Origin of the sequence: Bacillus sp. FSL K6-3312, from assembly GCF_038007485.1 — a bacterium.
GTDB lineage: Bacteria > Bacillota > Bacilli > Bacillales > Bacillaceae > Bacillus > Bacillus pumilus.
The window spans coordinates 182,419-197,189 of record NZ_JBBOXI010000001.1; the positions used below are offsets into that span (position 1 = coordinate 182,419).

At 42.3% G+C, this 14,771-nt stretch carries 16 protein-coding genes and 5 tRNA genes; all 21 read left to right on the forward strand.

The annotated features are described in order from the left end of the window. The first annotated feature begins 200 nt into the window (after positions 1-200). The 21 genes from MHI11_RS01035 to MHI11_RS01135 all read left to right on the forward strand — a co-directional run bounded on the left by MHI11_RS01035 (position 201) and on the right by MHI11_RS01135 (position 14,730). A tRNA-Glu gene (locus MHI11_RS01035) sits at positions 201-275 on the forward strand. 7 nt (positions 276-282) lie between these two features. Beyond that, positions 283-358: transfer RNA gene (locus tag MHI11_RS01040), tRNA-Val, on the forward strand. Positions 359-361: 3 nt separating this feature from the next. Further along, positions 362-434, forward strand: a tRNA-Thr gene (locus MHI11_RS01045). A 28-nt stretch (positions 435-462) separates the two neighbouring features. Beyond that, positions 463-547, forward strand: a tRNA-Tyr gene (locus MHI11_RS01050). Positions 548-551: 4 nt separating this feature from the next. Then, a tRNA-Gln gene (locus MHI11_RS01055) sits at positions 552-623 on the forward strand. 137 nt (positions 624-760) lie between these two features. Next, on the forward strand, positions 761-1,672 hold the full coding sequence (gene rocF, locus MHI11_RS01060) for an arginase (protein WP_044139152.1): 912 nt from the start codon (positions 761-763) through the stop codon (positions 1,670-1,672). A gap of 183 nt (positions 1,673-1,855) precedes the next feature. Continuing rightward, positions 1,856-2,419 carry an RNA polymerase sigma factor SigW gene (sigW, locus tag MHI11_RS01065; protein ID WP_003217112.1) on the forward strand — a complete coding sequence of 188 codons (564 nt, stop codon included), beginning with the start codon at positions 1,856-1,858 and terminating at the stop codon, positions 2,417-2,419. Between the two features lie 14 nt (positions 2,420-2,433). Beyond that, positions 2,434-3,060 carry an anti-sigma-W factor RsiW gene (gene rsiW / locus MHI11_RS01070; protein WP_034664492.1) on the forward strand — a complete coding sequence of 209 codons (627 nt, stop codon included), beginning with the start codon at positions 2,434-2,436 and terminating at the stop codon, positions 3,058-3,060. Positions 3,061-3,276: 216 nt separating this feature from the next. Next, positions 3,277-4,098, forward strand: a complete 822-nt coding sequence (cdaA, locus tag MHI11_RS01075) for a diadenylate cyclase CdaA (RefSeq protein ID WP_003217057.1) — start codon at positions 3,277-3,279, stop codon at positions 4,096-4,098. Next, positions 4,091-5,500 carry a CdaR family protein gene (locus MHI11_RS01080; RefSeq protein WP_106036018.1) on the forward strand — a complete coding sequence of 470 codons (1,410 nt, stop codon included), beginning with the start codon at positions 4,091-4,093 and terminating at the stop codon, positions 5,498-5,500. Before cdaA ends, MHI11_RS01080 begins: the two co-directional genes overlap by 8 nt. Positions 5,501-5,525: 25 nt before the next feature. Then, entirely contained in the window at positions 5,526-6,872 is a 1,347-nt protein-coding gene (glmM, locus tag MHI11_RS01085) for a phosphoglucosamine mutase (protein WP_044139154.1), read from the forward strand. 574 nt (positions 6,873-7,446) lie between these two features. Further along, positions 7,447-9,249, forward strand: a complete 1,803-nt coding sequence (gene glmS, locus MHI11_RS01090; protein WP_044139155.1) for a glutamine--fructose-6-phosphate transaminase (isomerizing) — start codon at positions 7,447-7,449, stop codon at positions 9,247-9,249. A 133-nt stretch (positions 9,250-9,382) separates the two neighbouring features. Beyond that, positions 9,383-9,670, forward strand: coding sequence for a hypothetical protein (locus MHI11_RS01095; RefSeq protein ID WP_340960197.1), 288 nt, complete (start codon positions 9,383-9,385; stop codon positions 9,668-9,670). After that, the gene (locus tag MHI11_RS01100) at positions 9,657-10,013 is read left to right on the forward strand and encodes a DUF2200 domain-containing protein (protein ID WP_106066597.1); all 357 of its coding nucleotides are present in this window, start codon (positions 9,657-9,659) and stop codon (positions 10,011-10,013) included. Before MHI11_RS01095 ends, MHI11_RS01100 begins: the two co-directional genes overlap by 14 nt. A 156-nt stretch (positions 10,014-10,169) precedes the next feature. Then, positions 10,170-10,361, forward strand: a complete 192-nt coding sequence (locus MHI11_RS01105; protein WP_185108652.1) for a PLD nuclease N-terminal domain-containing protein — start codon at positions 10,170-10,172, stop codon at positions 10,359-10,361. A 14-nt stretch (positions 10,362-10,375) separates the two neighbouring features. Beyond that, positions 10,376-11,293 carry an ABC transporter ATP-binding protein gene (locus MHI11_RS01110; protein WP_340960198.1) on the forward strand — a complete coding sequence of 306 codons (918 nt, stop codon included), beginning with the start codon at positions 10,376-10,378 and terminating at the stop codon, positions 11,291-11,293. After that, positions 11,290-12,054 (forward strand): ABC transporter permease, encoded by a 765-nt coding sequence (locus tag MHI11_RS01115; RefSeq protein ID WP_340960199.1) that lies wholly within the window; start codon positions 11,290-11,292, stop codon positions 12,052-12,054. Before MHI11_RS01110 ends, MHI11_RS01115 begins: the two co-directional genes overlap by 4 nt. A gap of 114 nt (positions 12,055-12,168) precedes the next feature. Continuing rightward, on the forward strand, positions 12,169-12,579 hold the full coding sequence (locus MHI11_RS01120) for a RidA family protein (RefSeq protein WP_340960201.1): 411 nt from the start codon (positions 12,169-12,171) through the stop codon (positions 12,577-12,579). Between the two features lie 248 nt (positions 12,580-12,827). Further along, on the forward strand, positions 12,828-12,995 hold the full coding sequence (gene skfA, locus MHI11_RS01125; protein ID WP_106029705.1) for a sporulation killing factor: 168 nt from the start codon (positions 12,828-12,830) through the stop codon (positions 12,993-12,995). Positions 12,996-13,058: 63 nt separating this feature from the next. Further along, a complete protein-coding gene (skfB, locus tag MHI11_RS01130) occupies positions 13,059-14,294 on the forward strand; it encodes a sporulation killing factor system radical SAM maturase (RefSeq protein WP_340960202.1) in 1,236 nt (411 codons plus the stop codon). After that, positions 14,287-14,730 (forward strand): hypothetical protein, encoded by a 444-nt coding sequence (locus MHI11_RS01135; protein WP_340960203.1) that lies wholly within the window; start codon positions 14,287-14,289, stop codon positions 14,728-14,730. Before skfB ends, MHI11_RS01135 begins: the two co-directional genes overlap by 8 nt. Positions 14,731-14,771: the final 41 nt, after the last annotated feature.

Below are 14,771 nucleotides of genomic sequence, written 5' to 3' on the forward strand. Positions count from 1 at the left end.
TCATTTTCAGTATATTCAGTATGATATGAAATTTCAACATTATATTTAAATACTGAAATTATATTTTAATCAAAAAGTGGTGCTAATTGAAGGTGAATAGTTAGAAAATAAAAAAAATAAAAATCCCCTTTACAAAAGGGGGACAACCTGTATATAATAACTTTTGTCAGCTTCACGGAAACAGTCAAACTTGACAAATTGGCCCGTTGGTCAAGCGGTTAAGACACCGCCCTTTCACGGCGGTAACACGGGTTCGAATCCCGTACGGGTCACCATTGATGTGGAGGATTAGCTCAGCTGGGAGAGCATCTGCCTTACAAGCAGAGGGTCGGCGGTTCGAGCCCGTCATCCTCCACCATATGCCGGTGTAGCTCAACTGGTAGAGCAACTGACTTGTAATCAGTAGGTTGGGGGTTCAAGTCCTCTTGCCGGCACTGTTTTTTCTTTATCAATTCCATATGTGGAGGGGTAGCGAAGTGGCTAAACGCGGCGGACTGTAAATCCGCTCCCTCCGGGTTCGGCGGTTCGAATCCGCCCCCCTCCACCATTTTTGGGCTATAGCCAAGCGGTAAGGCAACGGACTTTGACTCCGTCATGCGTTGGTTCGAATCCAGCTAGCCCAGTTAAGACACCTTTTTCAAAAAGGTGTCTTTTTTTTATGTTGGCAGGCGGAATGTATAACTATTCAAAATATTGTTGAGTTGAGTCAGAAGGCATCGAGAAAGTAAAATATAAGCATGAACGGAAAGGGGATGTACATATGGGAGATCAAAAGAAGGTCACGCTTGTCGGGGTTCCGATGGATTTGGGTCAAATGAGAAGGGGCGTCGATATGGGACCGAGTGCGATTCGGTGTGCAGGCGTAAAAGAAAAATTGGAATCGCTTTCATTTGATGTGGAGGATCTCGGGGATATTCCGGTTGAACAAAGAGATGATGAAAAAGGTTTATATACAAGTGAAAAGCTAAAAAATTTAACGGAGAATGCTGGTGCGAATCAGCTGCTGGCTGAGAAGGTTGACAGTATTGTTCAATCAGGCTCATTCCCGCTCATTTTAGGCGGTGATCACAGCATTGCCATTGGCACACTTGCTGGTGTATCCAAGCATTATGAAAACTTAGGTGTCATTTGGTATGATGCTCACGGTGATTTAAATACAGAGGAAACCTCTCCTTCTGGAAATATACATGGTATGCCGCTTGCAGTCAGTCTTGGCCTTGGGCATGCTGATTTGACGAACATTGGTGGTTATTCTCCAAAATTGAAGCCTGAGAATGTTGTTTTAATTGGTGCTCGATCCCTAGATGAAGGAGAGCGGGCATTAATTAGAGAGAAAGGCATTAAAGTGTATACGATGCATGAAATAGATCGTTTAGGGATGACAAGGGTGATGGAGGAAGCCATTTCTTATTTAAAGGAAAGAACGGATGGTGTCCACCTGTCGCTTGATTTAGATGGATTAGATCCAGCTGAGTGTCCAGGTGTAGGAACTCCTGTGGCAGGCGGCATCAGTTACCGTGAGAGTCATCTAGCCATGGAGCTTTTAGAGGAAGCGGGTATTTTGACTTCAGCTGAATTTGTTGAGGTGAATCCGGTTTTGGATGAAAAAAATAAAACAGCCGAGGCAGCTGTTGCTTTGATTGGATCATTAATGGGCGAAAAGCTATTGTAGAGCGGGACTTGTTCCCGTTCTTTTTTGTTTTGGATAAATTTAAGGATATATTAAGGTTTTTACTGGTGGATATACGTAACACGCTGTCAAAAATTTGTTACACTATTTTTTAGAGGAGAATGAAACCTTTTGGAAAGAGGTTCGTATACATAAAGACCGGTGAAGGCAGAGGTTGAATATACTATGGACACAATGATTAAAAAGAGAATTAAGCAATTGAAAAAAGGCGACCAGAACGCATTTGCAGACATCGTAGACCTGTATAAAGACAAAATTTATCAGCTGTGCTACCGTATGCTTGGGAATGCACACGAAGCAGAGGATATTGCACAGGAGGCGTTTATTCGTGCCTATGTGAATATTGAAAGCTTTGATGTGAATCGTAAGTTTTCTACGTGGCTGTACCGCATTGCAACCAACCTGACCATCGATCGTATTCGCAAAAAAAAGCCGGATTATTATTTAGATGCAGAGGTGGCAGGAACAGAAGGATTGAATATGTATTCTCAAATTGCTGCTGATGGCATTTTGCCAGAGGAAGAGGTGGTGTCTCTTGAATTATCGAGTACCATTCAGCAAAAAATTCTAAGATTACCCGATAAATATCGTTCGGTCATCGTATTAAAGTATATTGATGAACTCTCGTTAAAAGAAATTAGTGAGATTCTAAATATACCTGTTGGTACGGTGAAAACGAGAATACACAGGGGTAGAGAGGCTCTCCGGAAACAGTTGAGAGACCTTTGAGTGAGGTGATTTTGATGAGCTGTCAGGAAAAAATCGTCCTGCTTATGCATCAGTATTTAGACGGGGACATTGAGCCCCAAGACGAAAAAGAATTAAAAAGCCATCTGCAATCGTGTGAGGAGTGCCGTACTCATTTTCAACAAATTGAGAAATCCATCGCGCTTGTGCAGAGTACATCTCATATAGAAGCACCGACTGATTTCACTGCAAAGGTGATGGCAGGTCTTCCAAAGGAAAAAAAGCGTGTGTCGGTTCAAAGATGGATCAAAGCTCATCCGCTGATGGTGGCCGCTGCCCTCTTTCTCATTTTGATGGGAGGCAGTCTGTTTACAAGCTGGAATACGGATCATAATTTCAGTGTGTCGAAGCAGCCGAATCTCGTCGTTGTAAATGATACAGTGACCGTACCTAAAGGGGAAACCGTAAAAGGTGATGTCACTGTCAAAAATGGCAAGCTGATTGTAGAAGGCAAGGTTGATGGAAATGTCACCGTCGTCAATGGGGAACAGCTGACTGCTTCTGCCGGACAAGTCACTGGTCAAATTAATGAAATTAATGAAGTGTTTGATTGGATTTGGTACAAAATGAAATCTACAGCACAAAATGTGATGCGGGTCATTGGACCAGAGGAGCAAAAGTAATTATACGGGTCGAGAGCAGTCTCTTTAGGGGCTGCTCTTTTTCTATATTATAGGTCAGAATGTATGCGAGCTAGCACGCTAGCCATATATGGCAACTGTTTTCCTTGCTGAAACAAAATGTGATATAATAGCCACGCTATGTATTTACACATAGGCTCTTTTTTTATCAAAAATGCATCAAACGAAGAATAACTGAAAATTCTGGAGGACGAGGAAATGGCTTTAGGGGATATTCCTATTTTGCAGTACCTCGGTAATGCTGTTGATATTCTCGTTGTTTGGTATGTGATATATAAATTAATGATGGTCATCCGCGGAACAAAAGCGGTTCAGCTTTTAAAGGGAATTGTGGTCATTGTTCTCGTCAGGATGGGAAGTGCGTATCTCGGTCTTAACACACTTCAATGGCTGATGGATCAAGCGATTACGTGGGGATTCCTTGCGATCATTATTATTTTTCAGCCAGAGCTAAGGAGGGCGCTTGAGCAGCTTGGGCGCGGCCGTTTCTTCTCAAGAAGCGGGACACCTGTAGAGGAACAGCAGCAGAAAACGATCGAGGCAATTACAAAAGCAATTAACTATATGGCAAAACGCAGAATCGGCGCGCTGCTGACAATAGAGCGTGATACTGGGATGAATGATTACATAGAGACTGGAATTCCTTTGAATGCAAAGGTGAGTTCAGAGCTGCTCATTAATATTTTCATTCCAAATACACCGCTTCATGACGGTGCTGTCATTATGAAGCGTGATGAAATTGCAGCTGCCGCTTGTTATTTACCGCTGTCAGAAAGTCCTTTTATCTCTAAGGAACTTGGGACGCGTCACCGGGCGGCAGTCGGAATTAGCGAAGTGACAGACAGCTTGACCGTCATCGTTTCTGAGGAGACAGGCGGCATTTCTGTCGCGAGAAATGGTGATCTCCACCGAGAATTGACAGAAGAAGCGCTTGAAGAAATGCTGATTGCTGAATTTAGTAAGAACAGCAAAGATGCTTCCTCGACCAAATGGTATTGGAGGGGCAAGAAAAATGGATAAGATTTTGAATAATCGCTGGGCCGTAAAGCTTTTTGCATTGGTCTTCGCTTTATTGCTGTATGGTGCAGTCAATTCAGCGCAAGCGCCCACGCCGAAAAAAATCGGTGAATCCTTTTTCCCAACATCGACGACAGATGAAGCAACCCTAACTGACATTCCTGTTAAAGCGTATTATGATGACGAGAAGTACGTCGTTACTGGTGTGCCGCAAACAGTTAATGTGACGATTAAAGGGTCAACGAGTGCTGTGAAAACAGCAAGACAAACAAAGAACTTTGAAATATATGCAGATATGCAGAATTTATCCACAGGTACTCATAAAGTGGAGCTGAAGGCAAGAGATGTATCAAAAGGACTCACACTATCGATCAATCCATCTGTGACGACGGTGACGATACAAGAAAAAACAACAGCAGAATTTCCTGTGGAAACCGAATTTTATAATCAAAATAAAATCAAAGACGGCTATTCACCTGAACAGCCTATTGTGAATCCGAAAAAAGTCACAGTCACAGGTTCTAAGGACGTGATCGACAAAATTTCTGTCATTAAAGCATTTGTGAACCTAGAGGATGTCGATCAGCAAATTGAAAAGGAAGCGAAGCTCACTGTATATGATAGCAGCGGGAATGAGCTGCCAGTCGAATTGAGTCCGTCTGTGGTGAATATTACAGTTCCCATCTCAAGTCCAAGCAAAAAGGTTCCGTTTAAAATAGAGCGGACTGGCAGTTTGCCGGATGGGATCAGTATCTCAAGCATTGAGACAAGCCCGAGTGAGGTCACAGTGTACGGTTCTCAAAAAGTGCTGGATTCGCTTGATTTTATTGATGGTGTCAAGTTGGACCTAAGCAAGATCAAAGATGATACGGAGATTGATGCCGACATTCCCCTGCCAGATGGTGTGAAAAAGGTATCGCCCGAAACGGTGAAGATCAAAGTGAAGGTTGCAACAGCGCAAGAAAAAAAGATCGATAATGTACCAATTTCTGTCGTAGGTCTGAGCAAGGATCTCACCTCTGATTTTGTGAGCCCATCTTCTGGACGACTTACGTTAACAGCAAAGGGATCAAAAAGTGCAATTGATAAACTAAAGGCTTCAGATGTTGAAGCCTATATCAATGTTGGGGACTTGAACGAAGGAACTCATGAGGTCACAGTTCAAGTGAACGGTCCTCAAAATGTGACGTGGACATTATCGAGATCAAAGGTCAAAGTGAAACTGACTTCTACTGAGACAGAAGATCAGCCAGCGTCTACAAATGATCAGAAGAAGCCATCTTCTGATGACGATGATCAGGAAGAGAAGAGTAAAGAAGAATCCACGCAAGATAAAGCAAAGAAAGAATCAAGTCAAAGACAGCGGATCAAAGAAGATAAAAAAGAGGACGAAGCGTCCTCTTGAATGGTAAAAAAGGAGCGATTGAAACATGGGCAAGTACTTTGGAACTGATGGTGTAAGGGGTGTGGCGAATAGCGAATTAACGCCAGAGCTCGCATTTAAAATTGGGAGATTTGGCGGCTATGTGCTCACGAAGGATAAAGAACGTCCAAAGGTACTCGTTGGGCGAGACACACGTGTATCCGGTCATATGTTAGAAGGGGCGCTCGTAGCAGGCTTACTTTCAATTGGGGCTGAAGTGATGCGTTTAGGTGTGATTTCAACACCTGGAGTGTCTTATTTAACGAAGGCAATGGACGCAGAAGCGGGTGTCATGATCTCTGCTTCTCACAACCCAGTTCAAGATAACGGAATTAAATTCTTCGGCGGTGACGGCTTTAAGCTGTCTGATGAACAGGAGAATGAAATTGAGCAGCTGATGGATCAGCCGGTCGACCAATTGCCACGCCCAGTTGGAGCGGATCTTGGAACGGTCAATGACTACTTTGAAGGCGGTCAGAAATACTTGCAATTCTTGAAGCAGACAGCAGACGAGGATTTCACAGGTATTCACGTGGCGCTTGACTGTGCACACGGTGCAACCTCTTCTCTAGCGACACATTTATTTGCAGATTTAGATGCGGATGTGTCCACAATGGGAACATCACCAAACGGATTGAATATCAATGATGGTGTAGGCTCAACTCATCCAGAGGCACTTTCTGCTTTTATGAAGGAGAAGGGTGCAGATATTGGTCTTGCGTTTGATGGTGACGGTGACCGTCTGATTGCTGTCGATGAAAAAGGTGATATTGTAGACGGCGATCAAATTATGTACATATGTGCACGTTATTTGAAGGGCGAAGGTCGATTAAAGGATGACACGGTCGTCTCCACGGTCATGAGTAACCTAGGTTTCTATAAAGCGCTCGAGAAACAAGGCATTAAGAGCATCCAAACCGCTGTTGGTGACCGCTATGTGGTTGAAGCGATGAAAAAGGATGGGTATAATGTCGGCGGTGAGCAATCAGGCCACTTGATTTTCCTTGATTACAATACGACAGGTGATGGCATGCTTTCTGCAATCATGCTTGTCAATACACTCAAAGCAACAGGAAAAACATTGTCAGAGCTTGCCGCTGAAATGGAAAAATTCCCGCAGCTTCTAGTGAATGTGAAAGTGTCTGATAAATATAAAGTAGAAGAAAATGAAAAAGTAAAAGCAGTGATTCAAGAGGTTGAAAAAGAGATGAACGGTGACGGCCGCATTCTTGTTCGTCCATCTGGAACAGAGCCGCTTGTACGTGTCATGGCAGAGGCGAAAACAAAAGAGCTATGTGATGAATATGTGACTCGAATTACCGCTGTTGTGAAAGAGGAAATGGGTATTGAGTAATAGATGAAAGCAAATCGCTAGTAGCGGTTTGCTTTTTTTTCGAATAAACGTCATAAATGGATGGATTTGTACGAATCTTATAGGCGAGGGCAATTTCCTGTTGTCTTCATACATAGGAGAGCACATCAAAGGTAGAACGTGACAAGCCACATCGCATATAGTGTATGGAGGTCTCCCTTACTTAAAGGAAGGGGTCACCTGCTAAATTGTGATTGACGGAGGTCAGACCTTATAGTACAATCATCCTTGTGTTACTGGATTTTTATTCTATCAGGAAAGGCAGGGTAGATGTTCAGCAACTCTCTTATAATTATAGCGCCCGAACTAAGCGATCGGACGAAAGATGCTTAGTTGACGAGGATGGAGGTTATCGAATTTTCGGCGGATGCCTCCCGGCTGATCAAAAAAGAGATCACAGCCGTAAGTGTTTCTTTAAAGCAAAGAGGTGACTCTTTGTACAAAGGGAATACACATGATCTCCCAAATTAAACATGTAGAGAGGGACGAAGAAATGTCCCTTCTATTTTAGTAGGCTTTCTTTGTCCCTTTCACATGATCGGGAGGAAGAATATTTATGTGTGGAATCGTAGGTTATATTGGTCAGAATGATGCGAAGGAAATCTTATTAAAAGGTTTAGAGAAGCTTGAGTACCGTGGGTATGACTCAGCAGGTATCGCTGTGGCAAACGAAGAAGGCGTGCATGTGTTCAAAGAAAAAGGACGTATCGCTGAGCTTCGTGAAGTCGTTGATGCAAACGTTGCATCTTCAGCTGGAATCGGACATACACGCTGGGCAACACACGGTGTACCAAGCCATCTAAATGCGCATCCGCATCAAAGTGCTTCTGGCCGTTTTACGCTTGTTCATAACGGTGTCATCGAGAACTATGTACAATTGACACGCGAATATTTACAAGACGTCCCACTAAAAAGCGACACAGATACAGAGGTTGTTGTTCAAGTCATCGAACAATTTGTAAGCAGAGGTCTTGATACAGAGGAAGCTTTCCGTCAAACGCTTCTTCAACTAAAAGGCTCTTACGCAATTGCCCTTTTCGATAACGAAAACAAAGAAACAATCTATGTGGCGAAAAACAAAAGCCCATTATTGGTTGGTTTCGGAGAAGATTTCAACGTTGTAGCTTCTGACGCAATGGCGATGCTTCAAGTAACAAACGAATATGCGGAATTAATGGATAAAGAAATGGTCATTGTCACAAAAGACGAGGTGATCATCAAAAACCTTGACGGTGATATCATGACACGTCCTTCTTATATCGCTGAGCTAGATGCAAGCGACATCGAGAAAGGCACATATCCTCACTACATGTTAAAAGAAACGGATGAGCAGCCGCTTGTCATGCGCAAAATCATCCAAGAATATCAAGACGAAAACGGCAAGCTGTCAGTCGCTGGCGATATCGCAAGCGCAGTAGCAGAAGCAGACCGCATTTACATTGTGGCTTGTGGAACGAGCTACCATGCTGGACTTGTCGGTAAACAATACATTGAAGACTGGGCGAAAGTACCTGTAGAAGTCCATGTAGCGAGTGAATTCTCTTACAACATGCCGCTTCTATCGAAAAAACCGTTGTTCATCTTCCTTTCTCAATCTGGGGAGACTGCGGACAGCCGTGCTGTACTTGTTCAAGTCAAAGAGCTTGGTCATAAAGCATTAACGATCACAAACGTACCAGGATCTACGCTTTCTCGTGAAGCGGACTTCACATTGCTTCTTCATGCAGGACCAGAAATCGCAGTGGCTTCGACAAAAGCCTACACAGCACAAATCGCTGTTCTTGCGATCCTTGCATCCGTTGCAGCTGAATTAAATGGTCAATCTCTTGACTTTGATCTTGTGAAAGAGCTTGGGATTGTAGCAAACGCAATGGAAGCCCTTGTCGATCAAAAGGATGAAATGGAACAAATCGCTCGTGACTTCTTCACAGTGACACGTAACGCATTCTTTATCGGAAGAGGACTTGACTACTATGTGTGCCTTGAAGGTTCACTAAAACTAAAAGAGATCTCTTACATTCAAGCAGAAGGCTTTGCTGGCGGAGAACTCAAACACGGCACGATTGCTTTAATTGAAGAAGGCACACCGGTCATTGCCCTTGCAACGCAAGAGCACGTGAACCTCAGCATTCGCGGTAACGTCAAAGAAGTCGTTGCACGTGGCGCAAACCCATGTGTCATCTCACTAAAAGGCCTAGAAGACGAAGGCGACCGTTTCGTCCTTCCAGCTGTACACCCAGCACTTGCACCACTTGCATCTGTTGTCCCATTACAGCTAATCGCTTACTACGCAGCCCTTCACCGCGGGTGTGATGTGGATAAACCACGTAACCTTGCGAAGAGTGTGACGGTGGAGTAGAGTTAAATAAAATCGGATTTTTTATACCCCTTTAGATATAATTGTCTAAAGGGGTATTTTTGTGTCTAAAGAACTAAATAAAATGAAAGATAGATTCGATAAGATCGTACATGTTTAAGGGAGCGGAATCATTATGAGTGAATATTTAAAAAAGGAGAAAAGGGGAATTATTTTTTTCTTCATCGTTTATATCGCATTGTTTATAAGCTCTTATGTGTTGATTGGCGGTCCTGCTACCGTCGAAGGACCGATTTGTGTATTTCTAGGATTCTGTTTCGTTCAATTTCATAAATATAGATCTTTCAAAAAAGATGCAGGTAATAAAAAGAGAATAGGCATACTAAGAGAGCAGCATATAGAGAAGGCCATACAGCTTGAATATTTTAAAAAAAAAGAGAGAAAAACACATGACCAAACCTAAAATCTATACAATGAGCTTTGCAAAAGTCTATCCTCTCTATATCGCAAAGGCAGAGAGAAAAGGACGAACGAAAGCTGAAGTTGATACGATCATTTGTTGGTTGACGGGGTACAGTCCGGAAGAGTTGCAGGAACGGGTAGAAAAACAGATAGATATTGAAAACTTCTTTGCCGAGGCTCCTGAGCTGCATCCTTCCCGCAGCTTAATCAAAGGCGTCATCTGTGGTGTTCGAGTAGAGGACATTGAGGAAGAAACCATGAAAAACATTCGATATCTAGATAAGCTGATTGATGAGTTAGCAAAAGGAAAGGCAATGGAAAAGATTTTGCGGTGTTCTTCATGACCATAACAAGCAAGTCCAGTGAATAACCTTCACTGGGCTTTTTTTATATAGACCATTTGACCAATAAAAATAAAACCCATTTGAACGAAATCACTCTTGATGTCGTCAAAAGAAGTGATATCAAAACAAATTGGCGTTTGAAAAGGGAGTGGCGTGATGGACATGAAGGTGATTTTACCTCTTATTTTGCTGCAAGCCATTTTAATGGTAATTGGTTTGTTTGATTTGCTGAAAAGAGATCCATCAAGGATCAGAGGAGAAGTGAAGTGGGTTTGGGCTTTGGTGATTGTGTTTGTGGCGAGTGCCGGTCCTATTGCGTATTTCATTTTTGGTCGTAAACAATCTTAGTAGGGGGGATTTGCTTGAATATGCTGGAGTGTCATGGGCTGACGAAATCGTATGGTCGGCATGAAATTTTAAAAAATGTTTCGTTTTCTGTTGGGGAGGTTGGATGTGTTGGCTTTTTAGGGGCCAATGGAGCGGGGAAAACAACGACGATTCGGATTCTGACGGGGCTTGCTCGTCCTACGACTGGTGTCGTGAAGGTGGCGGGTATGGATGTGACAAAGGACATGGATGACATTAGTCATGTGATTGGCTATTGTCCGCAGCAGCCTGCATTTTATCAGGATATGACGGGGCAGGAGTGGATGCATTGGGTTGGCGGGTTATTTCAATTAGAGAAAAACATCATTCGATCCAAAACAGAGAAGCTGTTGAAGCTTTGCCGCATATATGAGGCGAAGGATCGTGCCATTGGAAGCTATAGCGGAGGGATGAAGCAGAGGCTTGCCATTGCACAGGCGCTTATCAATAGCCCGAAGGTTCTTATTTTGGATGAGCCTGTGTCTGCACTTGATCCAATGGGAAGAAAAGATGTCCTGACTTTGATTGAGCGACTAAAGCATGAGATGTTGATCTTTATGTCGACCCATATTTTAGACGACATTGAAAGGGTGGCGGATCATATTATTATGATCAACAGCGGCAAAATTGAGATGTCCTCTTCGATGAAACAGATCAAAGCAGACTATATCCAGCCAGTGATTGAATTTCAATTAGAACAACAGAATACGAAACTAGTGGCTTTGTTAAAGGAGCGGGATTGGGTGGAGGAATGCATTGAAACAGGAGACGCTTATCAGGTGCGAGTCAACGATCAACAAATGGCATTGAAAGAGCTGCCTCGTCTCATCACTGAAACTGGCGGTGTTCTCCTCCATTATCAACTATCTAAGCTGACGCTTGAAGATATTTTCATGAAGGTTGTGACGGCATGATGATGTTGAAAAAGGAATTTAGGGAGTTATTCACTAGTTATAAATTGTTGTTTGTGCCAATCATTTTTACGATTTTAATGATCACACAGCCTATTACACTCAAAATGCTGCCAGATCTTTTGTCGAAATCAGCGAATCTACCTGAAGGGTCCACATTTTATATACCAGAGCCTAGCGCTGGAGAGGCTTTAGCGAGTGCGTTGAGTAAATTTGATTCGCTTGGCGTTTTTATTCTCATTATGATCGTGATGGGGACGATCGCAGGAGAGCGTGCCTCTGGGGTGACGGCGATGATTATGGTGAAACCGATCAGTCGAATGAGTTACTATGTCTCGAAAATATGCGCCTATGCTTGTTTGACCTTGTTTAGTTTGGTAGTGGCGGTGCTTGCCTCCGTTTATTATGTGGACATCCAATTTGGGCATCTGGATTGGGTCAATGTGGTAAAAGGAACGCTTCTTTATTACCCCAATTTATTGCTGATTGTGGTATCGACCATTTGTGCTTCGGCATTCTTTACACGTTCCGTCACAGCTGGCGGTGTATCGCTTTTGATCAACCTTATTCTATTTACCGTTCCTTCATTTTATGAGGATACATTAGGGAAGTTTGCGCCTAAAGGCGTGACAAGTGCGGCCGAGGAGATGATTCATAGAGGGACTTATTCGGATCAGGCACTTACAAGTTTTCTAGGTGTATCGGTATTGATTGGTTTCTTTTTTCTCATCGGATGGTTTCTTTTTAGAAAACAAGAATTATAGCAGGCGGTTGCGATTGTTTCTTCAGGTTTACTATGAGCATAAAAATCTGAATACGGTTGAAATTTTGATATGATAATAAAAATTGACTGTATTTTCAGAAAAGGGGTTTTATTCATGAGAACATCACGAAATCCTGAGACCATTCACCCGCCAGTTGCACCCTATGCTCATCAAATAGAAACAACAGGACCACAGCGGTGGTTAACCCTATCAGGTCAAGTGGGGATGGAGGCTGATGGAACCATCCCAGAGAGTCCGTTGGAGCAGCTCGAATTAGCATTAGAAAATGTGAAACGAAACGTAGAAGCGGCAGACATGGCGGTAGAGGACATCACGAAACTAGTATTTTATCTCGTAGGAGAGTTCGATGCGGAGAGCAGAAAACGAATCATGGGGCAGTTTTTAGGTGATCATCTGCCTTGTATGACGATGATTTATGTGGTGGCATTGGCTTCTCCTGCTCTTAAGGTAGAGGTTGATGCTTGGGCGTGTCAGGAGATGGTTTTTGGTGACGGAGCTTGTTAAGTTAAAATAGTGCAAAAAAATTTGTTCACATTAGTTCAAAAACGACAAAGTTTGTCTAAAAGATTGGAGTATCGCAGCCAATCTTTTTTATTGAGCATCTAATTAATATACTATAAATACCTTTTAAGTTTATTTTTAGAATTATTTACACAATTCCCCTTACTTCGACATTTTTCATATGGTAATATCAGGGTGCATAGCAGATGGGTCTATTGACACTATGCAACAATTAAGAGGAGGTTTTACTTATGAAACGAAACCAAAAAGAATGGGAATCTGTGAGTAAAAAAGACCTTAAACGTCCAGGTGGTACGTCAATTGTAAAGGCTGCTGGATGTATGGGGTGCTGGGCCTCAAAGAGTATACCGATGACACGTGTTTGTGCACTTCCACATCCTGCAATGCGAGCTCTTTAATGAGTAACATAGGGAGTTATGCATACATTGCTAACTCCTTATTCTATAAAAAGGGGTGTTTTTATGTCGAATAATCAAATTGCAAAATATGAGTTACCTGAATTATCCATCCATTTACAGCCTCATGGGGCCGTCATGATAGATAGAAAATCAATGTATTATTTTAGATTGAGCGGAAGAGGCGCTCAACTTGCATTTTTATTATCTAAGAATAAAGATTTAAGCAAAACTGCTCGTATTTGGGAGATCGTTAAAAAAGAAGAGCTGACAGCTGATCAGTTGCGTGAAGAGTTGAGTGCCCACCCTTTTACAGAGGCTTGGACACAGGGGTTATTGGATCAGCCCATTCAATTTTCTGGATCGCTACAGTCTTATTTACCTATTAGCTGTACCCTGCAATTAACCAATGCCTGTAACTTAGGTTGTTCATTCTGTTATGCCAGTTCTGGGAAGCCTTATCCCGATGAGTTAACATGTTCTCAATGGATCGAAGTGATGCAAAAGTTAGCAGCCCAGGGAGTAGCTGATGTTACTTTAACTGGGGGGGAAGCAAAGTTAATCAAAGGTTTTAAAGAGATTGTAATGGCAGCCAGTTCATTATTTACGAATGTAAATGTGTTTAGCAATGGACTAAACTGGAGACATGAAGAAGTAGAACTTCTTAGTCATTTGGGCAATGTAACTGTACAAATTAGTATTGACGGTACGAGCGAAACTCACGATTCCTTAAGAGGAAGAAAAGGTGCTTTTCAAGAGAGTATGGAAACCATCAAACATTTTGCAGAGATGAATGTTCCTGTAATTGTTGCAATGACGATCAATGAAATAAACGCTGATCAAGTAACAGAGGTTATTGATCATTGTGCAAGAGCAAATGCCTCCATTTTTCGTGCTGGTAAGACCTTATCTGTTGGGCGAGCTGCAAAGAACTTTAAAGCACTAGAGACGTCATTTGAACAGCGTGTTCAGAGTCAATTACAGCAGGCACGTCATAGATGGGAACATCACCTGAATATAATCGATTGGGAACACGAAGAAAGTACTTTTACAACTGATTTTTGTACACCTGGTTACCTGGCTTGGTATATCAGAGCAGACGGGTATGTGACACCTTGTCAATTAGAGGATATCTCTTTAGGTCATATTCTAACAGATTCTTTTTTTGATATTGGCTCACCAGCACGGCTAATGAAATTGAAATGTGAAGTGAAAAACTGTAAATGTATTGGGAAAATTGAACTTTCAGAACCAGACCTTCCATTTGAAAATGAGATGAAAGCAGGAGCTGCATATGAATAGTATTACTTTCATTTTATGGACAGCTCTAGGAGTGATAGGACTTGTCCTATTCATGAAGTATAGAGTATCAACTATAGAATCAAATCTTTTAGATAAAAGTGAGGCAAGAAAAGTCAGTATCAATTTTATTAAAGAATTTGTAGGCGTAGATGTAGAAGAATGGGATGTATATTCAGTCTATTGGTATGACCACGATACAGTGAATAAACTACATCACCTAGGTTTACTGAATAAAAATCGACGTGTACTTCACGAAATGGGCTTGGTAGAGTCTTGGCGTGTTCGCTTTGTTCATGAACATCAATCTTTTGTGATAGGAGTAAACGCAAAGCATGAAGTAACATTTTTTTATGCAGATGTTAGGCAAGCATCATTATCTAATAAAGCTAATAAAATATCACCAGAAGGGTTAAAGGATCAACTAACTTATTCTTAATCAGGACTATGGGCTAAGACACAGCCTACTGGTTCGGGTTC

Excerpts from the sequence above, each read along its gene's own strand:
- rocF (WP_044139152.1), top strand. The coding sequence starts at position 761 with ATGGGAGATCAAAAGAAGGTCACGCTTGTCGGGGTTCCGATGGATTTG.
- sigW (WP_003217112.1), top strand. The coding sequence starts at position 1,856 with ATGGACACAATGATTAAAAAGAGAATTAAGCAATTGAAAAAAGGCGAC.
- rsiW (WP_034664492.1), top strand. The coding sequence starts at position 2,434 with ATGAGCTGTCAGGAAAAAATCGTCCTGCTTATGCATCAGTATTTAGAC.
- cdaA (WP_003217057.1), top strand. The coding sequence starts at position 3,277 with ATGGCTTTAGGGGATATTCCTATTTTGCAGTACCTCGGTAATGCTGTT.
- MHI11_RS01080 (WP_106036018.1), top strand. The coding sequence starts at position 4,091 with ATGGATAAGATTTTGAATAATCGCTGGGCCGTAAAGCTTTTTGCATTG.
- glmM (WP_044139154.1), top strand. The coding sequence starts at position 5,526 with ATGGGCAAGTACTTTGGAACTGATGGTGTAAGGGGTGTGGCGAATAGC.
- glmS (WP_044139155.1), top strand. The coding sequence starts at position 7,447 with ATGTGTGGAATCGTAGGTTATATTGGTCAGAATGATGCGAAGGAAATC.
- MHI11_RS01095 (WP_340960197.1), top strand. The coding sequence starts at position 9,383 with ATGAGTGAATATTTAAAAAAGGAGAAAAGGGGAATTATTTTTTTCTTC.
- MHI11_RS01100 (WP_106066597.1), top strand. The coding sequence starts at position 9,657 with ATGACCAAACCTAAAATCTATACAATGAGCTTTGCAAAAGTCTATCCT.
- MHI11_RS01105 (WP_185108652.1), top strand. The coding sequence starts at position 10,170 with ATGGACATGAAGGTGATTTTACCTCTTATTTTGCTGCAAGCCATTTTA.
- MHI11_RS01115 (WP_340960199.1), top strand. The coding sequence starts at position 11,290 with ATGATGATGTTGAAAAAGGAATTTAGGGAGTTATTCACTAGTTATAAA.
- MHI11_RS01120 (WP_340960201.1), top strand. The coding sequence starts at position 12,169 with ATGAGAACATCACGAAATCCTGAGACCATTCACCCGCCAGTTGCACCC.
- skfA (WP_106029705.1), top strand. The coding sequence starts at position 12,828 with ATGAAACGAAACCAAAAAGAATGGGAATCTGTGAGTAAAAAAGACCTT.
- skfB (WP_340960202.1), top strand. The coding sequence starts at position 13,059 with ATGTCGAATAATCAAATTGCAAAATATGAGTTACCTGAATTATCCATC.
- MHI11_RS01135 (WP_340960203.1), top strand. The coding sequence starts at position 14,287 with ATGAATAGTATTACTTTCATTTTATGGACAGCTCTAGGAGTGATAGGA.